Source organism: Sporomusa sphaeroides DSM 2875, from assembly GCF_001941975.2.
In the GTDB taxonomy this organism is placed as follows: domain Bacteria; phylum Bacillota; class Negativicutes; order Sporomusales; family Sporomusaceae; genus Sporomusa; species Sporomusa sphaeroides.
The window spans coordinates 628,446-648,022 of sequence record NZ_CP146991.1; the positions used below are offsets into that span (position 1 = coordinate 628,446).

The following is a 19,577-nucleotide window of genomic DNA, read 5'->3' on the forward strand; positions in this document are numbered from 1 at the left end:
AAGAAAGCTTTACTACAATAACACTAATGAGTAAGCTAGAATTTTAAGGTAGGAGGCTGCTAGCCCATGTTTAAATTAAAGAATAAGGCTGCGTACATTACTGCGGGTCTGATTTTCTTACAACATACTCTGTCCTTTGCCGCACCTGTTGAACTGTCGTTGCAAGACAGTATTACTTATGCGCTGAAGAATAACCCGTCTATTCATATTGCCGGTGAGGATAAAAAGAGATCAGAGTTTAGTGTCGATGAAACCAAAGCCGGCAAAAAGCCGACTGTTTCTCTTGGCAGCAGTTATGATTACCAGGGCAGTTCGGACAAGGATAAAGACAGTTTTAATAACAGTTTGCGAATGAACTGGCAGCTGTACAGCGGTGGAAAAACCGAAGCCAGGATTGAACAGGCTCAAATCGGTGTGCGCAGTGCCGATTTGCAGGTGGAGAAAACCAGGCAGCAGCTCATTTTAGACGCTACGACAAATTACTATAGCGTGCTTGAGGCTAAAAATATGCAGGCCGTGAATGAGGAGAGTGTCGCCAATCTTAAGGCCCATCTGGACATAGTGCAGGCAAAATACCAGGAAGGTGTCGCCGCTAAAGCCGAGGTTCTGCGTTCTGAGGTAGAAGTCGCCAATGCGGAGCAGAACCTGATTAAGGCGCAAAACCAGTATGAACTGGCGGTAGCTGACCTGCTTACTACCATGAACATGGACGCAGGCACTGAGGTTCAATTACAGGGCGAACTTAACTATCAGGCCGATACCCGCAGTCTGCAGGAAGCCATGGCCTTTGCCCGGCAAAACCGTCCGGAAGCCGTTCAGGCCCAGCTAAGCATTGATAGTGCCGAGAAAGATATCAAGATTGCGGAAAGCAATAAACGTCCGTCGGTGTCGCTGTCGGCTTCCACCGGCTGGGATGACCGGCTGCTGCCTGACAATGACGCCAACTGGTCGGTGGGCGCTTCGGCAAGCTGGAATATTTTCGATGCCGGTGTAACCAAGTCCCAAATCAATCAGGCCGAGTCTTCGTTCAACAAAGCCCGGCTGGAGGCTGAGCAGACGGCCAATACCATTGAACAGGAAGTACGCCAAAGCTACCTTAACATGAAAGAAGCGGAAAAACGTCTGCAAACCACCGAAGTGACGGTAAACAAAGCCAACGAAGACCTGTATATTGCGCAGGAAACCTATAAAGCCGGTGCTGCAACCAATCTTGACGTTTTTGACGCGCAGCTGGCGCTGACGCAGGCCAAGACCAACCATGTGCAGGCGCTTTATGATTATAATGTCAATAAAGCCAAACTGGATAAAGCGATGGGCGCGGGAGCGGATACTCTATGATGGCGGAGGTAACAACAATGTGGCAAAAAATCGCAAACCATAAAAAAACAATCAGCATGGTGGTCATCGCTGTGGCTGCTATGGCCGGCGGCGGGTACTATTATCAAAGCAAGAGCCAGCCTGTCGCCGCACCGCAGCAGACTATACAGGTCGAGCGCCGGGATCTTACCTCAGAGGTGGAAGCAACAGGCACCATCAAGGCGGTTGACAGTGTTGACATCAGTTCCAAGATAACGGCACATATCAAAGAGGTTAAGGTCAAAGAGAATGAAGTGGTAGAGGCCGGGCAGGTGCTTGTTATTCTGGAAGATACCCAGATGCAGGCCCAGGTAACCCAGGCCAAAGAACGGCTGGACAACGCTGCGCTGAAATATCAGCGGACCTCCAGGCTGACCCGCATTGGCGGTGCTTCGCAAGAGACGCTGGATAATGCCAGCATGGAATATAATATTGCCCAGGCCAACTATGACGAGGTTATGTCTAAGCTGGATGATACCGTGATTGTCTCACCCATGACAGGCAGCGTCATCGGCCAACCGTTGTCAGCCGGCGAACTGGTAGCCCAGGGGGTTAACAATCCAACCGTCATCCTGACAGTGGCCGATATGTCAAAAATGCAGATTGAAGCCAACGTAGACCAGACCGATATTGGCAAAATCGAGCTGGGGCAAAAAGTCAGCTTTACGGTGGATGCTTATCCTGACAAAGAATTTAAAGGTATAGTCACTACTATTTCCCGTAAAGCCACGGTTTCCCAGAATGTTACTTATTATCCGGTAACCATTGATGTAGCCGACGCCGAAAATCTCTTAAATCCCGGCATGGTTGCCAGAGTGTCGGTTACTGTCAGTGAAAATAAAGGCGTGCTGACTCTGCCGCTGGCGGCAATACGCTCAGATAAAACAGGAAAATACGTTATTGTTGCCGGACCGGACGGCAAGACGCAGAATGTTCCGGTCAAGACCGGCAATACCGGGGATGACCGGGTGGAAATTATCAGCGGCGTAAATGAAGGCGATAAAGTGGTTTTATCGCAAGTCAGCACAAAGGCACAGACCGCTGGTCAGCAGGGAGGACGCGGCGGACGCCCGATGTTCTAGTACCGGGCCACTGTGTATAAGGGGGTCATAGCATGACAATTGCATTAACCGAGATTATCAAAACCTATCAAATGGGCGACACCGTGGTGGCGGCCCTGGCCGGTGTCAGCCTGGATATCCGTGCAGGCGAATTTACCGCCATCATGGGACCGTCAGGCTCCGGCAAATCCACTTTGATGAATATACTGGGCTGCCTGGACCGCCCGACCAGCGGGTCATATTTGCTGGACGGGCAGGAAGTATCATCACTCAATGACGATCAGCTGGCGTTGACCCGGAATAAAAAAATCGGTTTTGTTTTCCAAAACTTTAATTTACTGCCCCGGATTTCGGCGCTGGATAATGTTGCTTTACCGCTGGTGTATGCCGGGGTGAATGCCAAAGCACGGAAGGAACGGGCAGCCGCTGCTCTGGCGTCTGTCGGCTTGGAAAACAGGATGGATCATCTGCCTAACGAACTGTCAGGCGGTCAGCGCCAGCGGGTGGCCATTGCCCGGGCGCTGGTCAATGAACCCTCCATTCTGATGGCCGACGAACCTACCGGCGCGCTGGATACTAAATCCGGTGATGAGGTTATGGGTATTTTTAAGAGCCTTCATGCCGCCGGCCGTACCATTATCCTGGTAACCCATGAGCCTGATATTGCCGCCCATGCCAAACGGGTAATTCATGTCCGGGACGGGCTTATTGTCCGGGATACAGAAAGGGAGGAGTAATGTGTTTTGGGAAAGTGTAAAAATAGCCTTGGATGCACTGGTCTCCAATAAGCTGCGCTCCATCCTTACCATGCTTGGCATTATCATTGGAGTTGGCGCGGTTATTGCCATGGTGTCCATTGGCATGGGAGTAAGAGATAAAATTTCAACTTCGATTGCCAGCTTAGGCAGCAATCTTATCATCGTTATGCCTGGCGCTTCTTCTTCCTCCGGCGTACGGGGGGCAGCCGGCACCAAGACAACCTTGACACTCAAGGACGCGCAGGCAATAGCCCGTGATGTAGACGGCATTGCCGCCATTGCCCCCGCTGTCAGCAGCCAGTATCAAATGGTTGCCGGTAATATGAACTGGACAACCAGCGTCCAGGGGACCACGCCGGAATATATGGAAGTGCGCAATGTAAGTGTTGAAGCCGGCAGTTTTATTACCAACGACGATTTAAATGCCCGCAACCGGGTGGCGGTAATTGGTGCTACTGTTGCCGCCAACCTGTTTGAAAATGTAAATCCGGTAGGGAAAAGCATCCGGATTAATAATGCACCGTTTACGATTATTGGCGTACTGGCAAGCAAAGGCCAGTCAGCCGGGGGGCAGGATCAGGACGATACGGTTATTATTCCGCTGACTACCGCCCAGGAGCGGATGATGGGCATTACCCATGTCCAGTCCATTAGCGTGCAGGCCGCCGACTCTGAGGCTGTAGATCAGGTGCAGGAGGGTATTACCAGCCTGCTGCGAGCCCGGCACGGTATTACCGGTGACCAGGAGAACGACTTTACCGTACGTAATCTGGCCAGTGTCATGGAAACAGCCCAGGAAACCACAGCCACCATTACTATGCTGCTGGGCAGCATTGCCGGCATTTCCCTGCTGGTAGGCGGCATCGGCATTATGAACATTATGCTGGTATCTGTTACCGAACGGACAAGGGAAATTGGTATTCGCAAAGCCCTGGGAGCCAGATATTCCAATATCCTCATGCAGTTTCTGATTGAGGCTGTGGTAATCGGCGTTGTTGGCGGCGCTATCGGTATCGCCGTCGGTATCGGCGCTTCCTATGGCATTTCCTCTGTCGCCGGCTGGAATACCGTCATCACCCCACTGCCGATTATCATTTCCTTTGCTTTCTCTGTAGGCATCGGGCTCTTCTTCGGCCTGTACCCTGCGCGGAAAGCAGCTCTCCTAAACCCCATTGACGCCTTACGCTACGAATAATTTAAAGCCGTCCGGTTACCGGACGGCTTTGCCATACTTGGCTGCAAAGGTTTAATTTTTCATCTGGAAGGTACGACAGTTGGTTTGCTCACTTTGCCGAGCGTTTGAACCGCCGCCATCAACATTCACTTCAATGGCGGAAGCATCACATTGCTCTCCTGATTTCCAGTGTTTACAGCTGGAAACTTTACATTTTACACCAGATAAAGCCATATATATTCACCTCCATTTCTTTTGACAGTCCAAAATTAGTATGGCATGAATATAAAAAAATATGTGAGCAAGCTTTGTCCAGTTTCATCAGGTATCCTTTACTTTCGCTTCATCCGGCGTATCAGATCCTTGGTTTCCTGGTTTACACGATAGGATTCCAGAATTTTCTGCAGGGCTTTATTGTAAGTAAAATTGTCCAGCGTACTCTGCTGTAAATAGGCCATGGTTTTCTCCTGATATTTGACAAAGCAAACAGACAGGGCCCAGGCTACTGCCATTTTGACGTAATACCCCTCATGCCTGGCATTGTCTAAATGGGCTATAACCTGATCAATGTACTTGTCTTCGATATAATAATTCAGCAGCATTACAACGCCAAACCGTAATTCAAACTCTTTGGGCGACACCAGATAGGGTTGTAGAAATTCCCAGACCTGTTCCTGATACTTTTTTGTGATTTTCAAGCTGCTGCAAAAGCTGTCACACACCGCCCAATTGTTGATCTTGGGCACAAAGGCTGCGATATAGCGCAGTGTTGCCGCAATATCTGTTCTGATGTGACCGATTACCAGTGCCTGGAGCATGGTTTCTTCGTAATAGTCATCTTTGGCTGTCAATAAATAGTCCTGCCAATCGCCTTTGGCCTGTTCTTTGGCCAGTTCGCGCAAGCGCGGCAGACGCACACCCAGCACATTATCCGTACCGGGAATCAATTTGCTGTGAAACTGCCGGTATTCCTCATCGGCCAACTCAGTGAGGCGTTCTTTTATCGTTTTTTTCATTACATACTCCTCATAGTTTGATTAAGCTTGCTTTGCTTTATTATAGCTGGTAAGTTAATAGTATTTCTGGCATGACCAGGTGAAATACTGAAAGACATAGGCGAAAGTCTCTGTTACAATAGGAATAATAAGCTATCCATCCTGAACAAATATACAAACTAAAGATGAATGGTGATGAGAATTGATTATAAGTGCCAGCAGGCGCACAGATATTCCGGCCTTTTATGCCGATTGGTTCATTAACCGGCTGCACCAGGGGTTCGTCTATGTTAAAAATCCAAGAAATCCCAGGCGCATCGCCAAGGTTGTCCTGAACCCGGAGGTTGTTGACTGCATTGTGTTCTGGACAAAAAATCCCCGGCCAATGCTGGACCGGCTGAATATCATTGATGCGCTGGGCTACCGGTATTATTTTCAGTTTACCCTGACGCCCTATGACCGGCAGGTAGAAACAGGGCTGCCGGCCAAAGCGGAAATCATGGAAACCTTCCGGCACATAAGCGATAAGATTGGCAGCCACCGCGTAGTCTGGCGCTATGATCCGGTAATAATCAGCAGCGATTTTTCCGTGCAGTATCATTTGGCAGAATTTGACCGGCTGTGCGGTAAGCTGGCCGCTTATACCCAAAAATGCGTTTTCAGCTTTATCGATCTGTACGCGAAAATCCGGGAGCGGCTGAAGCCGTTTGCCGTCTGCGAGATAAACACCCTGCACATGAACCAGCTGGCGCAGGGCTTCGCCCAAATTGCCAAACGGCACAAGCTGACGCTGGCGACCTGTTCTGAGACCATCGACTTTGCCTCCTATGGCATTGCTCATGCTGCCTGTATTGACCAGGGCTTGCTTGAGCATATTCTCGGCTGCTCCTTATGCGCGAAAAAAGACCCCAACCAGCGTCCGGCTTGTCAATGTATTGAAAGCATTGATATTGGCGCTTATAACTGCTGCTCTCACGGCTGCGTTTATTGCTATGCTACGACAAGTGAAAACATGGTATGTCAGGCTATGCGGGGGCATGATCCTCACTCGCCGCTGCTGGACCAGCTTCGCGGAGACGAAATTATAACAGACAGAAGGGCCAACTCGCTTAAAGTCCCGCACATTTCATTGTTTTAGCAGCAGCGGCCAGCGTAAATGACAACAATAACAGGGCTGGGTAGAAACGGGATGTTTCTGCTCAGCCCTGCTATTTTGCCATTTGTGCTAACTTGACGGGCCATATACTTTTTTTAATAATGTCGGTTTGCGCAAATCGGCACAGCCGCAGGTTTGCTTATCGTCCAGCCGGCTGATGACATCCAATAAAACCTGCCCGATCTTATCGGCATCATCATAGAAGATTTGACTTAATTCACTATGGTCCCAATCTTTTACCACACCTTCGCCGTAATTGACAATCGTATACAACCCGGCATAACAAGCGCCGATTTCCCGGGCCAGGTACACTTCCGGGCAGAGACTTTGACCGATAATATCGGCGTGTCCTTTTAACATAGCCACTTCGGCAGGGCTTTCAAAATGCCGCCCATCGGTTACGGCATACACTCCCCGGCGAAAAACCCGGTGCAGGGGCCTGGCTTCGGCGGCTGTAATTAATTCCTGCCGCAGGTGCGGACAAAGGGCCTGCCGCATAATGAGCAGATAATGTCCCTCCAGACCTACATCCTTGCGCATGGATTGATCAATATAATCGGAGGCAATCACCATATCCCGGGGGTCAAGCAAATGATTGACCGTGCCCACGCCGCCTTCTGCCAGTATTTTTTTCACGCCGGCTTCACGAAACAGCCAAAAAATCTGCCGGGAAGCGTCAGCCCGGTTAATTCCCGAGCGCCAGCCGTGCATCCGGCAGGTCAGCACCTGTTTATCACCCTGGCGGAATAAGAGCAAGGGCGGTGTTGGCCCATAGGGGGTGTCAAACACCATTTCCCGTCCCAGTATTTCTACCTCCGGGCGGTTTAGCGCTGCCGGGAAATCCATGGATAAGGTGCCGGAACCGCCGATAATGGCAATACTTGCCCGGGGAATCCTATTTCTGGTATCTTCTTGCAATCCTTTATCCTCACTTTAAAAAGTTTTCAAAATTTCATATTCCGTATTCCGCTGGGCTGGAATTTTACCGGTGGCGCGGATGAGCGCCACCATTTTGTCCACCGACATTTGATAGGCGGTGCCGGCTGCCCGGACGACATTCTCTTCCAGCATAATACTGCCTAAGTCGTCGGCGCCAAAGGCCAGGGTTAACTGGCCGATAGATTGTCCCTGGGTTACCCAGGAGCCTTGCAAATGGGGGATATTGTCAAGGTACAGCCGGGCTACCGCCAATGTCCGCAGGTAATCCCAGGCACTGGCCTTGGTGCCGCCCAGTTCAGTATTGCCTGGTTGAAAGGTCCACATGATAAAGGCCCGGAAACCGCCGGTACGGTCTTGCAGCTCACGAATGACCCGGAAGTGATTGATGCGCTGCCGGTAAGTTTCCTGCATACCTATCACCATGGTGGCCGTTGTGCCCATTCCCAGCTGTTGGGCTGTTTCCATGACCGCCAGCCATTGCTTGACAGAAATTTTTAGGGGACTGACCCGTTGCCGTACAGTGTCATCCAATATTTCCGCGCCGCCGCCAGGCAGGGAATCCAGGCCGGCGGCACGCAGGCGGCTCAGTGTCTCACGGATGGTGATGCCGGCTTGACCGGCCAGATGAACAATTTCCGCCGGGGAAAAGGAATGAATGGTAATGGCAAACTTTGCTTTAATGCCGCGCAGCATATTCTCAAAATAGTCAAGCCGCAGTTCCGGGTGCAATCCGCCTTGCAGCATGATCTGAGTGCCGCCGGCAGCAATAGTGTCGGCAATTTTTTGATGAAGTTCTGCTGTGTCCAATACATACGCGTCAGCGGCGCTGGCCAGCCGGTAGAAGGCGCAGAACTTGCATTGGCTTTTGCAAACATTGGTATAATTAATATTCCGGTCTACAATAAACGTGGTATAGGGCTGGGGATGCTTTCGCTGTCTGATGGTATCGGCGGCCTGTCCCAAGGCCGGCAAATCACCCCGGGTTAACAGTTCCAAGGCTTCTTCATCCTGTAACCGGTGGCCTTGCAGTGTCTGTTCGATAATTGTCTGCCAGCTGTTTACCACAACTATACCTCCAGAAACGTCAGCTGCGGCATTTCGGCAATATGGCCTAATGCTTGCGCCCGACGGTAATATTCCAGCAGTCCCTGCTGATGGTCTGTATCGAAGGAGAATTGCAGTGTGGTGAAATAGGATTGCAGAAAAGCGGCATCAAAGGCTTCCCAGCGGGCGGCATCTCTGGCCACTTGCTCAACATGGGTCAGGCTGTAGGACATGGAATGGGCGAAAGAGCGCTGTACTTCCCGGACAAGCTCCGGATTTTCCTCAGCAAACCCCCGGCGGGCTGCCCAGACGGCGAACACCATCCGGCAGCCGGTCAGTTCCTTCCACTCGCTGCCTAAATCATAGGCATATAACCCCTGCGGCACCTGACAGTGAATTTGGAGTGCTTCATCGCCGATTAACAGGGCGGCATCGGCTTCCAGCAGCATGGAGCCCAAATTAGGCGGACACTCAAAATAAGCAGGTTTCACCCGGTATTTATCTTCAAGAATAATTTTTAACAGTACCTGTGATGTGCGGGACGTATTGGTCAGCGCGATTTTCCGGTTATGCAGTTCCTGGATGGGAAGCTTGCTGACTAAATATATGCTTGTTACCGGACCGTCGCAGCTTACCGACAGATTGGGCAATAAAGTAAGCTCACGCCAGTTCCGGGAATATTCAATGGAGGGAACAGGGGAAATATCCAGCCTGCCTTCCAGCAAATGGCGGCTTAGCTCTCGGGCGGTGTCTTTGGTTAATTCCACATCCCACAGCACGCCGTTTTTTACTAACCCGTAATACAGCGGTAAGCAATTAATAAACTGAATGTGTCCAACCCGGGGGCGCATCAGGCTTCGCTCCCCTCATATACCCGCACTTCGCGATATAAAGTATCCCGTTCAACTGGAATATTGCCTGTTTCGCGAATAAAAGCGATAATCTCCTGCTTGCTGATGCCTATCGCCGTTTTGGCGCCTGCTGCATGCAGAATTTTTTCCTCCACTACCGTTCCGTCTAAATCATCAATGCCAAAGCCCATGGAAATCTGGGCAATGGGGACTGTCAGCATAATCCAAAAGGCTTTGACATGATCAAAATTGTCCAGCATCAGGCGGCTGACAGCCAGCATCTTCAAATCCTCCCAGGCTGTTGTCCGCTTAAGGTCACTAAGCCCGGTGTTTTCCGGATGGAAGGGGAAGGGAATAAAAGCCTGGAAGCCGCCGGTTTCATCCTGCAACTGACGCAAGGTGAGTAAATGGTCAATTCGTTCTTCCGGGGTTTCCACATGCCCGTATAACATGGTAGCATTGCTGCGGATACCCAGCTGATGCGCCGTACGTGCCACTTCCAGCCATTCGGCGGCAGTAGCCTTATCCGGGCAGAGGATGTGCCGCACCCGGTCATTTAATATTTCCGCACCGCCCCCCGGCATGGAGTTTAAGCCGGCTTCCTTGAGAACGGTAAGCACTTCCCGGACAGACAGTTTGGCAATTTTGGCAAAATGGGCAATTTCCACCGCGGTAAAGGCTTTTATATGCAAAGCGGGAAACTCCCGGTGAATAACGCGGATAATATCGGCGTAATAGGCAAACGGCTTGTCCGGATGCAACCCGCTGACAATATGCAGTTCGGTCATTTCCGGAGCATCGGCGACTGCCTGGCGGGCAATGGCCAGAGCCTGTTCCGGCTCCATTACATAGGCCTGTGACGCATCGGCATCACAGCCAAAGGCGCATAGCTTGCAGCGGGCCTTGCAGACATTGGTGAGATTAATGTGCCTGTTGACATTAAAATATACCTTATTGCCGGATTTGCGCTGTTTTACCAAACGAGCCAGCGCGCCGATCCGCAGTAACTCATTGCTGTTTAACAGCAATAAGCCGTCGTCGCGCGTCAGCCGTTCTCCACCGGCCAGCTTCTGTTCAATGGATAGCAATTGATCTTCCAAGTAGCTCATCTCCTGATTCTGCTTCAGGTACAATATCCTGACAAATTTCCGAATTTTGAAAAATACCTATACCTCTTCTGTGATGGAGTGGCGGATTCCTGCCATTACAGAATTTTTTCTAAGTTGCAGCAAACTGCAGGTGCCGGCTGGCAAGGCGGCGCTTACTTATTTTTCTGCTGGCGGCAAAATCCCACAGTTCCCGACTGTTGGGATTTTGTCGTTATTTGGGGCAACTAATATTTTCTTAATAGATTATCAAACAAATAGTAAACACGCGAATGCGAAACTATTCATGGAGTATATCTCTCTACAATAAGGAGGAATAGCAACATGAGTATTAATTCTGTTTCCGGTTCAACAGCCTATTGGGCAGCCCCTACCTCAACTTCCACCAGCTCAACCGATAATTCCACCTTTGGCGATTTCCAGTCATTCCTGCAGCTGCTGGCAACCGAATTGCAGTACCAGGACCCGGAAGACCCTGTTGACAGCACGGAATATGTGTCACAAATGGCTCAGTTTACTTCATTAAATCAATTGCAGACCATTTCTAACAGTGTGGACGCCGCTCAGGCATATGATCTGATTGGCAAAACCGTCACTTATACGGCGCTCAATGCTTCCGGCAATACTGTCAGCACTACCGGCAAGGTGGACTCGGTAACTATCAGCGGCGGGACGCCGTATTTGAATATCGGCGGCACGAAGGTTGCGATTAGCGCGGTTACCGAAGTCGCAGCCGGCGGCAGCACCGACAGCACGGCCGAGGTGTAAGACCTGTTTTCACAGGTATGAAAAAGTCAGCTGGACTCTGGGAAGAGGGGCTGGCGCCTATTTCTGAACGACTGAGGAAATAGCAATTTAGGAGGAAAACCTGCAATGATGACTTCTATTTATTCCGGTGTCTCCGGCCTTAAAGCCCAACAAACCAAGCTAAATGTAATCGGTAATAATATTGCCAATGTCAATACCGCCGGCTACAAAGCGCAAACCGTGAGTTTTGCCGATCTGTTAAGTCAGACACTCAGTGGCGCCACAGCGGCTAATACGACAACCAGCCAAGGCGGTACCAATGCCAAACAGGTTGGTACCGGGGTGGGTGTGGCGGCTACCACCACGATCACTACTGTCGGCAGCACCCAGTCCACAGGTAATGCCAATGATGTATCCATCAGTGGTAACGGTTACTTTATTGTGCAGGGGGGCGGCAGCAGCAACTATCAGTTTACCAGGGCGGGCAACTTTGGCGTGGATGCTGCCGGCAACTTAACGGTAAACGGTTATAATATCTGCGGCTGGTCGGATTTTACCATCGCGGCCGACGGCTCCTATGTGTTTAATACCGACAAAGCGGTATCACCTTTGAATCTATTTTCTAACGGCAAGCAGGTACTGGCCGCCTCGGCCACGACAAAATCGACCTTAACCGGTGCTATCGATGCCTCGGCCGAAGCCCAGGGAGTGACTCCTGCGACGGCGGCAACACTGGGCAGTGCGGACAATGCGACGGCTAACGCCACCGGTTTTACCTCAGTCAGTGATGATTTGAGTTCCCTGGCAGGAACGACAATTACCGTTAACGGTACTGCCGTTACGATTAATAGTGGTGATACCATTCAGACGGTTCTTGACAGCCTGAATGCCATTAGCGGTGTAACGGCAAGCTTTGCCACCGGCGACGGCACAAACGGCTACATCCAGTTAAGCACAAGTGCTGCCGGCAGTACGGCTGCACTCACGGTGAGCGGTGATAATTCAGTATTAACAGGCCTGCTGGGCGCAACCACCGGCGCCGATACCACACTTACCGCCACCGGCACTGATGCCGTTAATCCTACCGGTCTGATTGATACCTCTAATCTGGAGGCAGACGGAACCACAACCCTGACGGTGTATGATTCGCTGGGCAACGCTTACAATGTTCAGGTAAGTTTATATAAAAGCTATGTTGACAGTTCTGATCCTGACAATCCGGTAACTTACTGGCAGTGGGAGGCTGATACCGCGGACAGCAATTTGTCTGTTAACGGCAGCGGTTTGCTGGCTTTTGATAAAAACGGCAAGATCATCACAACCAACGATGCCTATGATGCTACGCCGTCCATTACGCTGACCCCAACCAACTCCAATGCCAGTGCGGCTGCTTTTTCGGTTGCGCTGGATATGACCCAGGTGAGCACATCTGCCAATACTGCCAGCCTGACCAATACTTCGGACGGCTACCCGGCCGGGACGCTTGACGATTTCAGCATCGGCTCAGACGGGGTAATCACCGGAGTTTACAGTAACGGTTATACCCAGCCGCTGGGGATTATTGCCCTGGCCAACTTCACCAATCCGGCAGGTCTCTTAAAAATCGGCGATAACCTGTACACCACTACCGTAAACTCAGGCGCATTCACCGGCGGTGTTATCGCCGGCAGCTCGGGTACCGGCAGTTTGAGCGCCGGTACGCTGGAAATGTCCAATGTGGATTTGTCCGAACAATTTGCTGAAATGATGATTACCCAACGTGCCTATCAGGCCAACAGTAAGATTATTTCTGCGTCTGACGAATGCCTCCAGGCCGTCATTAATATGGTGCGATAATTTGCCTTAGTTAGGAGAGAATGCGATTATGGGCTCAACTTTCGGCGGCTACAGTATAGCGTATTCCGGGATGTATGCCAATCAAAGCGCCTTGACGGTGACAAGCCAGAATTTGTCCAATGTCAATACCAGCGGCTATTCCCGCCAGCAAATCAACAGTGCAGAAAAGATAGTTCCCATCTCCAGCCAGACATCAATAGGGGCGGGAGTTGCTGTTGTCGAAGTTTGCCGGGCGCGTAATCAATTGCTGGACAGCACCTATCATGACAAAAATGCCTCAGCCTCCTATTGGAGCACCAAAAGCGGCATGCTTACTTATGCGCAGGAAATTCTTGACGAGTTTTCGGCAACTGACGGCTCAGGCAGCGATGGTTTGCAGCAAACCATTCAGAACTTTTTCGACAGCTGGGAAGAATTAGCGGGAGATGCCGGCAATATCGCCAATCGTCAGGCGGTGGTCGAGTACGCCGCTACCTTGCTGGATACGCTGAGTTCCATTGATGAGCAACTGGCTGCGCTGCAACAGGATGCCTGCAATTCGGCTGCAGATATTGTGGACGATATCAATAGTATTGCCAACCAGGTGGCGGCACTCAACCTGCAAATTGTCAGGGCCGAAGCCGCCGATGCCGAGGCCAGTGATTTGCGGGACCAGCGGGATTATTTATTGGATCAATTATCCGATTATGTAAATTTTAGCACACAAGAACAGGCCAATGGCTCGGTTACTGTCTTTATTGGCGGCGTGGCTTTGGTAAGCCTTAATAAAAGCTATGAACTGAGTCTGGCGGGAGACGGATCGACGGCCGACCCGCTCGTAGTGCGCTGGGCAGACACGGGCACCAGAGCCAGTATTACCAACGGTACTTTAAAGGCTTGTCTGGAAGATGCCGATCAAACAGGGATTGGGGCGATTGACCCGGAGTTGATCCTGGATACGGATCAGGACGGCAAGGTTTATACTTATACGGCCAGCGCTACCAGTTCTCTTAGTAATCTGCGGCAGGGCTTGAATACTCTCATCACCACCCTGGCGGTTAAACTCAACTCCCTGCACAGTGCCGGCACAGGCTTAGATGGCAGTACCGGCACCGATTTCTTTGTCGCTATTGATTCGAGTCAGCCTTTAAGCAGCACCAACATCCAGGTAAATCCCGCTATTGTCAGCGATCTTAACAAGCTGGCGGCCGGCGCCAGCGGGGCTGCGGGTGATAACACGGTGGCGGCGGCCATCTGTGACTTAAGCAGTGCCGGCATCTATACCTTTGACGGTTTGTCCCAGGACGGCACTGCTTTTTATCAATCACTAATTTCCTGGTTGTCGACAGCAGGCAGTGATGCTTCGGATTACTACGATACCCAGTCAGCTTTGGCTACACAGGTTGATAATCAGCGGCAGTCCATTTCAACGGTATCCTTGGACGAAGAAATGTCAAATATGATTACCTTTCAAAATGCTTACGCCGCATCAGCCCGGGTTTTGAGCGTGATGGACGGTCTGCTTGCCGATCTAATTGCTGAACTAGGTTAAACCTTAGCCGCTTATTTTAAAAAAAAGGGGGGATTAGATGAATTCGACATGGACCGGGCTTAGCATTTCTTCCCGCGGACTATATGCCAGCAGCGCCGCTTTGCTGGTGACAAGCAATAACATCAGTAATGTGAATACCGAAGGATATTCACGTCAGGAGGTAAAACAGGTAGCGGTTACACCTGCCGCTATCTATAACGGTAAGTATATTATCGGTGCCGGCGCGGAAGTGGAAGCCGTTATGCGTGTCCGGAGTTTCCGGCTGGATCAGAAATACTGGCAGAATAACAGCAGTCTGGGTGAGATCCAAGCCAAAGCCGACCGGTTGACAGAGGTGGAGACAGCTTTTGGCGAAACCGAGGATATCAGTGCTTTTACCACGGCCATTAACAATTTTTCTTCTGCCTTAGAAGATTTATCCACCGATCCCAGCGGTTCTTCCAGCAGAGTAGCTTTGCAGCAAGCAGGCGTGGAGCTCTGTGAGTATCTCAATAGTACGTCCGCGACTTTAACTCAGCTGCGGGAAGATAGCAATAGTGAAGTGAAGATCACGGTTGAACAGATTAATTCTTATGCCAAGCAGATTGCCGCCCTGAATGAACAAATCCGGGTGTCTGCCGCCGGTGGTGCTTCAGCCAACGACCTGGAGGATCAGCGTACCCTGCTGATTGACAAGCTTTCCGGACTGGTTGATGTGAATGTAACACAAACAGCCGTGGGTAAGCTGGCTGACGGCAGTGATGATATGGTGCTGTCCATCACTGTCAATGGCGAAACGCTGGTCAATAATGGTATGGCGCGAAATCTGGAATGCTATGAAATTACCGATGGCAGCAATCAGGACGGCATGTACGGCATCCGCTGGCAGGACACCGGCACTTCCTTTACCCCGGACAGCGGCGAGCTGAAGGCGTATCTTGACCTGCGGGACGGTACCGGCGAGGGTTCGGCCTATAAGGGTATCCCGTATTATATCAATCAACTGAATCAATTTGCTCAGACACTGGCTAAGGCCTTTAACGAAGGTATTTTTGCCGACGGCACTTCCTATTATTCCGGTCATGCCGGCGGGGTGGGGCTGGATGGCTCGACAGGTACCCGCTTCTTTTCCTATGATGGTCTGTCAACTGCCGACCTGTTGGCCGGCGGTACCGATACAACCGGCATTTATGCCAATATCACGGCCGCCAATATTTCGCTGTCGGCCGAGGTGCTGGCCGATGTCGATACCATTGCCGCCGCTTCTGCTGCCGGCGGTGCGGAAAATAGCGAAAACCTCAGGGATTTGATTGATTTGCTGGCAGACAGCAAAATGTTCAACACCGGCACACCGTTGGAATTTATGAACTCAATTATTGCCACCGTGGGTACCGGTAGTGAATATATGCAGACAATGGCCAGCAAGCAAAGCTCGCTTGTCAACACTATTGATACACGCCGCGCGTCAATATCCGGCGTTTCTACCAATGAAGAAACCGCTAATCTGACAAAATATCAGGAAGCCTATAATGCATCGGCGATCATGGTATCCACCTGGAGTGAAATCTATGCCACAACCATTAATATGGTCTCATCTGACTAGGCAGGAGGGATAGTATGCGTGTTACCAACAATATGATGGTGGCCAACACTGTCTGGAATATCAATAAGAACATGGAGCGGCTGAATAAAGCCTCGCAGGTATCGTCAACGCAATCTAAGATTCAACTGCCGTCCGATGATCCCATTATTGCTACGCGGGCTATCAAATACCGCAGCTATGTTGCTAATGTTGAGCAATACCAGAAAAACGTCGAGAGTGCCGTATCCTGGCAGGAGGTAACTAACTCCGCGCTGGATGGTCTGACAGATGTGGTACAGCGGTTGCAGGAGTTGGTTACCCAGGCCTCCAGCGATGTATTAAACGACAGTAATTTGGCAGATATCAAGAGTGAAGTGCTGCAATTGCAGCAAACAGCCATAGACTATCTCAATACCTCGTACGCCGGGCGTTATGTATTTGCCGGTTATGACACCGATGAGCCCCCGTACTCGCTGGAAACGGTTACTATCGGCAGTACTGAGGTCAGTATGGTAAATTTCAAAGGAAATACGCTTACTGCCACGGTCGACGCTTCAGTGGATGATGCCGATATTACCGATTATTACACTAATAATGCAGCCTATACAGATACCGGCAGCGATCAGAAAATCTTTTATAATGTAGGGTTTGGTACAAGTCTGGCAGTGAATGTGGAGGGGCAGGATGTAACAGGCAGCGGTGCCGGCAATTTGTTTGACACCATCAGTAAAATTCTAATCGGTTTGGATGGCGGTGACAGCTATAAAACCGCTGCGACCGATCCGGCGACAGGTGCTGTTACCATCGCAACCACCGGATTTGCCATGGATGATTTTCTTACCGATTTATCAGGGAATTTGAATACCATCCTCACGGCACAAACTGATTTGGGAGCCAGGATGAAGTATGCCGAAATGGCACAGTCGCGCCTTGCTTCCAATTTGGAAACCTACACTGCACTGATGAGCAATAACGAGGATGCCGATATCGCGCTGGCTTCAACCGATCTGACTACCGCCCAGTCGGTGTATAATGCGTCGCTGTCGGTCGGCTCCATTGTCATGAGTAAATCGCTGGTGGATTTTCTGAGATAATCTAAAGAAATAGAGGAGGTGGTATAGATGGCAAGTTCAAGCGGCAGCGTCACGGCTACCACTGTCAATGGCACGAGCCGGATTACCGGTTTGTCCTCAGGTATTGATGTTGACTCCATTGTGGAGCAGCTGATGGCAGCCAATAAAAGCAAATTGAACCGGCTGAAGCAAAAGGAGCAGCTGGCCACATGGCGGCAAGAGTCTTACCGGGAGATTATCAGCAATATTCAACAGTTTCAGAGTAAGTATTTTGATCTTACCTCTTCCAGCAGTATTATCAGCAAAAAAACTTTCCAGGCTTTTGCTGTTACCAGCAGCAGTGCGGCGGTTACTGCATCCTCTACCGGCAGCGCCGCTGCCGGCACACACAGCGTATCTGTCAGTCAACTGGCCACCGCGGCCAGTATGACAACAAGCGGCAGGTTCTCCGGCGATATTACGGGAACGTCGGCTGCCGATTATACGGCAGCCGCAGGCAAAAGCTTTGCGATTACTCTTGACGGTACCAAATATACTGTTACTTTGGACTCAGATAGTACTGATATTGCCGATGTGCAGGCGGCCGTTGATGCTGCTGTCGGGACAGGCAAGGTAACTGTTACGGAAGATGGCGGCTATCTGACAATGGCGGCAGTTGAGGGCAGCGGTGTGCAGAAGCTTACGCTCAGCGCGCCGGCGACCGGCGCAAGTGCTTTAGGTTCACTGGGACTTACGGCCGGGCAATCTAACCGGATCAGTACTGCTTTGACGCTGGCAGAATTGGCAGAAAGTATGGCCACGGCATTTACGTTTGATGATGATCAGGTAGAATTTTCCATCAATGGTGTCAGCTTTTCTTTTGACAAAGATACCACGCTTTCCAGTATGATCAGCACCATCAATCAAAGTGATGCCGGTGTCACCATGGCCTATAATGAGCTTACCGATCAATTGACCCTGACAGCCAACTCGACAGGTGCAGGCAATATGCTAAACGTGTCTGAGAACGGCAGCACCTTCCTGGCGGCGGCACTGGGCACAACGACGGCAGGGACTGACGCCAGGCTGACCATTGACGGTGTCAGTCTGACCCGCAGTTCCAATACCGTGACGGTTGAGGGTGTTACCTATACGCTAAATCAGGTTACCAGTGGTTCCGATACTGCCACAGTCACCTTAACGCAGGATGTTGACGCCATTTACAACAATATTTCCAGCTTTGTTACCGCCTATAATGAGTTAATTGCCACAATTAATACTGCGCTGTCTGAGAAATATGATTCCGATTATCCGCCGCTGACAGAAGACCAGGAAGCCGAAATGTCGGAAAGCGAGATTGAGAAATGGAATACCAAGGCTAAAACCGGGCTGCTGGCCAGTGATTCCACCTTAAAATCCATGCTGACAAGCATCCGTTCGGCACTCATGAGTTCGGTAGCTGATTTGAATCTAAGCCGCATTGGCATTACTACCGGCACTTATGACGAACAGGGAAAGCTGTATATTAACGAAGATACGCTGAAAGAGGCCATCCAAAGCGAGCCGGAGGCTATTGCCAATCTGTTTGCCCAGTCATCCACCACACATTCCGGCACAAGTACCGTCCGCTCACTCAATGCCGGTCAGCGGTCGGTGCGGTATAGTGAAGAGGGGCTTGGCTACCGGATTTATGATATCTTGTCAGACTATGTTTCCACCCTGCGGGATAGCTCCGGTAACAAAGGCAAGCTGCTGGAAAAGGCCGGGATTGAAAATGATACCACCGAGAGTGACAACAGCCTGAGCGATCAGCTGACAGAACTGAAAAAACGAATTGAAAAAGAAGAGGATCGCCTCGAAGCGTTGTCAGAACGTCTTTATTCCCAATACACAAGCCTGGAGACCTATATTAGCACCATGAATTCCCAGTTGTCGGCACTGGCATCCTATGTGTCGGATTCCTAAGGAGTTGGACAAAGTGAAGTCATTAGACGCTGAGCGGCATTTGGCCCGGAAGTTGGAACTTCTGGGCCAAATGACTGCCAATACAGAAAAGCTGCAGCGTTTTATCCCCAAACGCAATATGCTGGGACTGAAGCGGGTGCTGCAGGAAATGGGCAGGCTGATTGAGGAACTGTCGGCCATCAATATCCTGCTGGCAAGCCAGGTCAATGGCTGGCAGCAGCCTGCCGGATTCCAGGCTGTTGCCAAAGACCTGGCGTTACAGCAAACCGCCCTGGTAACTGCCTATCGGCAGACCTTGCAGGCTGCGGCCGCCGAACAGCAGCAGATTGCCGGTGAATTGCGCGAACTCCGGGCAGCGCAGCGCCTGCAAACCGGCTATACCGGCTCCTGGGCGCCGCATCCGGGGGGACGGCTAAGCGTCAAGGGCTGAAGCAATAATAACCCC

18 protein-coding genes are annotated in these 19,577 nt (G+C 50.9%); 12 read left to right on the top strand and 6 right to left on the bottom strand.

The window, feature by feature from the left end; all coding sequences use genetic code 11:
• Positions 1–66 precede the first annotated feature (66 nt).
• From SPSPH_RS02840 to SPSPH_RS02855, 4 genes are read left to right on the top strand one after another with little or no spacing between them, the layout of a single operon-like run.
• Positions 67–1,338, top strand: coding sequence for a TolC family protein (locus SPSPH_RS02840; RefSeq protein WP_075753032.1), 1,272 nt, complete (start codon positions 67–69; stop codon positions 1,336–1,338).
• A 17-nt stretch (positions 1,339–1,355) separates the two neighbouring features.
• On the top strand, positions 1,356–2,438 hold the full coding sequence (locus SPSPH_RS02845) for an efflux RND transporter periplasmic adaptor subunit (protein WP_075755912.1): 1,083 nt from the start codon (positions 1,356–1,358) through the stop codon (positions 2,436–2,438).
• 32 nt (positions 2,439–2,470) lie between these two features.
• Positions 2,471–3,154 carry an ABC transporter ATP-binding protein gene (locus SPSPH_RS02850; RefSeq protein WP_075753034.1) on the top strand — a complete coding sequence of 228 codons (684 nt, stop codon included), beginning with the start codon at positions 2,471–2,473 and terminating at the stop codon, positions 3,152–3,154.
• Between the two features lies 1 nt (position 3,155).
• On the top strand, positions 3,156–4,370 hold the full coding sequence (locus SPSPH_RS02855) for an ABC transporter permease (RefSeq protein WP_075753037.1): 1,215 nt from the start codon (positions 3,156–3,158) through the stop codon (positions 4,368–4,370).
• 51 nt (positions 4,371–4,421) lie between these two features.
• On the opposite strand, the gene SPSPH_RS02860 is transcribed toward SPSPH_RS02855, so the two are convergent.
• Both SPSPH_RS02860 and SPSPH_RS02865 read right to left on the bottom strand, forming a co-directional pair.
• The gene (locus tag SPSPH_RS02860; protein WP_075753039.1) at positions 4,422–4,583 is read right to left on the bottom strand and encodes a DUF1540 domain-containing protein; all 162 of its coding nucleotides are present in this window, start codon (positions 4,581–4,583) and stop codon (positions 4,422–4,424) included.
• A gap of 98 nt (positions 4,584–4,681) precedes the next feature.
• Positions 4,682–5,365, bottom strand: coding sequence for a DNA alkylation repair protein (locus tag SPSPH_RS02865; RefSeq protein WP_075753041.1), 684 nt, complete (start codon positions 5,363–5,365; stop codon positions 4,682–4,684).
• A 181-nt stretch (positions 5,366–5,546) separates the two neighbouring features.
• Here SPSPH_RS02865 and SPSPH_RS02870 point away from each other — a divergent pair, with 181 nt between their 5' ends.
• Positions 5,547–6,482 (top strand): DUF1848 domain-containing protein, encoded by a 936-nt coding sequence (locus SPSPH_RS02870; RefSeq protein ID WP_075753043.1) that lies wholly within the window; start codon positions 5,547–5,549, stop codon positions 6,480–6,482.
• Between the two features lie 87 nt (positions 6,483–6,569).
• On the opposite strand, the gene SPSPH_RS02875 is transcribed toward SPSPH_RS02870, so the two are convergent.
• From SPSPH_RS02875 to mqnE, 4 genes are read right to left on the bottom strand one after another with little or no spacing between them, the layout of a single operon-like run.
• Positions 6,570–7,418 (bottom strand): MTAP family purine nucleoside phosphorylase, encoded by an 849-nt coding sequence (locus tag SPSPH_RS02875; protein ID WP_075753045.1) that lies wholly within the window; start codon positions 7,416–7,418, stop codon positions 6,570–6,572.
• 15 nt (positions 7,419–7,433) lie between these two features.
• On the bottom strand, positions 7,434–8,504 hold the full coding sequence (gene mqnC / locus SPSPH_RS02880; RefSeq protein ID WP_422396975.1) for a cyclic dehypoxanthinyl futalosine synthase: 1,071 nt from the start codon (positions 8,502–8,504) through the stop codon (positions 7,434–7,436).
• 2 nt (positions 8,505–8,506) lie between these two features.
• Positions 8,507–9,334, bottom strand: coding sequence for a menaquinone biosynthetic enzyme MqnA/MqnD family protein (locus SPSPH_RS02885; RefSeq protein WP_075753047.1), 828 nt, complete (start codon positions 9,332–9,334; stop codon positions 8,507–8,509).
• Positions 9,334–10,434 carry an aminofutalosine synthase MqnE gene (gene mqnE / locus SPSPH_RS02890; RefSeq protein WP_373325759.1) on the bottom strand — a complete coding sequence of 367 codons (1,101 nt, stop codon included), beginning with the start codon at positions 10,432–10,434 and terminating at the stop codon, positions 9,334–9,336. The genes SPSPH_RS02885 and mqnE overlap by 1 nt, the downstream gene beginning before the upstream one ends.
• A gap of 330 nt (positions 10,435–10,764) precedes the next feature.
• On the opposite strand from mqnE, the gene SPSPH_RS02895 reads away from it, so the two are divergent.
• The 7 genes from SPSPH_RS02895 (at position 10,765) to SPSPH_RS02925 (ending at position 19,562) form a co-directional block, all read left to right on the top strand.
• On the top strand, positions 10,765–11,208 hold the full coding sequence (locus SPSPH_RS02895; protein ID WP_083945366.1) for a flagellar hook capping FlgD N-terminal domain-containing protein: 444 nt from the start codon (positions 10,765–10,767) through the stop codon (positions 11,206–11,208).
• A 105-nt stretch (positions 11,209–11,313) separates the two neighbouring features.
• The gene (locus tag SPSPH_RS02900; protein ID WP_075753051.1) at positions 11,314–13,023 is read left to right on the top strand and encodes a flagellar hook-basal body complex protein; all 1,710 of its coding nucleotides are present in this window, start codon (positions 11,314–11,316) and stop codon (positions 13,021–13,023) included.
• A 28-nt stretch (positions 13,024–13,051) separates the two neighbouring features.
• On the top strand, positions 13,052–14,554 hold the full coding sequence (gene flgK, locus SPSPH_RS02905; RefSeq protein ID WP_075753053.1) for a flagellar hook-associated protein FlgK: 1,503 nt from the start codon (positions 13,052–13,054) through the stop codon (positions 14,552–14,554).
• 37 nt (positions 14,555–14,591) lie between these two features.
• The gene (gene flgK / locus SPSPH_RS02910) at positions 14,592–16,136 is read left to right on the top strand and encodes a flagellar hook-associated protein FlgK (protein WP_075753055.1); all 1,545 of its coding nucleotides are present in this window, start codon (positions 14,592–14,594) and stop codon (positions 16,134–16,136) included.
• 14 nt (positions 16,137–16,150) lie between these two features.
• Positions 16,151–17,209 carry a flagellar hook-associated protein FlgL gene (gene flgL / locus SPSPH_RS02915; protein ID WP_075753068.1) on the top strand — a complete coding sequence of 353 codons (1,059 nt, stop codon included), beginning with the start codon at positions 16,151–16,153 and terminating at the stop codon, positions 17,207–17,209.
• A gap of 27 nt (positions 17,210–17,236) precedes the next feature.
• Complete coding sequence (gene fliD / locus SPSPH_RS02920; protein ID WP_075753070.1) at positions 17,237–19,132, top strand: flagellar filament capping protein FliD; 1,896 nt, start codon at positions 17,237–17,239, stop codon at positions 19,130–19,132.
• 13 nt (positions 19,133–19,145) lie between these two features.
• Positions 19,146–19,562, top strand: a complete 417-nt coding sequence (locus tag SPSPH_RS02925) for a hypothetical protein (RefSeq protein ID WP_075753072.1) — start codon at positions 19,146–19,148, stop codon at positions 19,560–19,562.
• Positions 19,563–19,577: the final 15 nt, after the last annotated feature.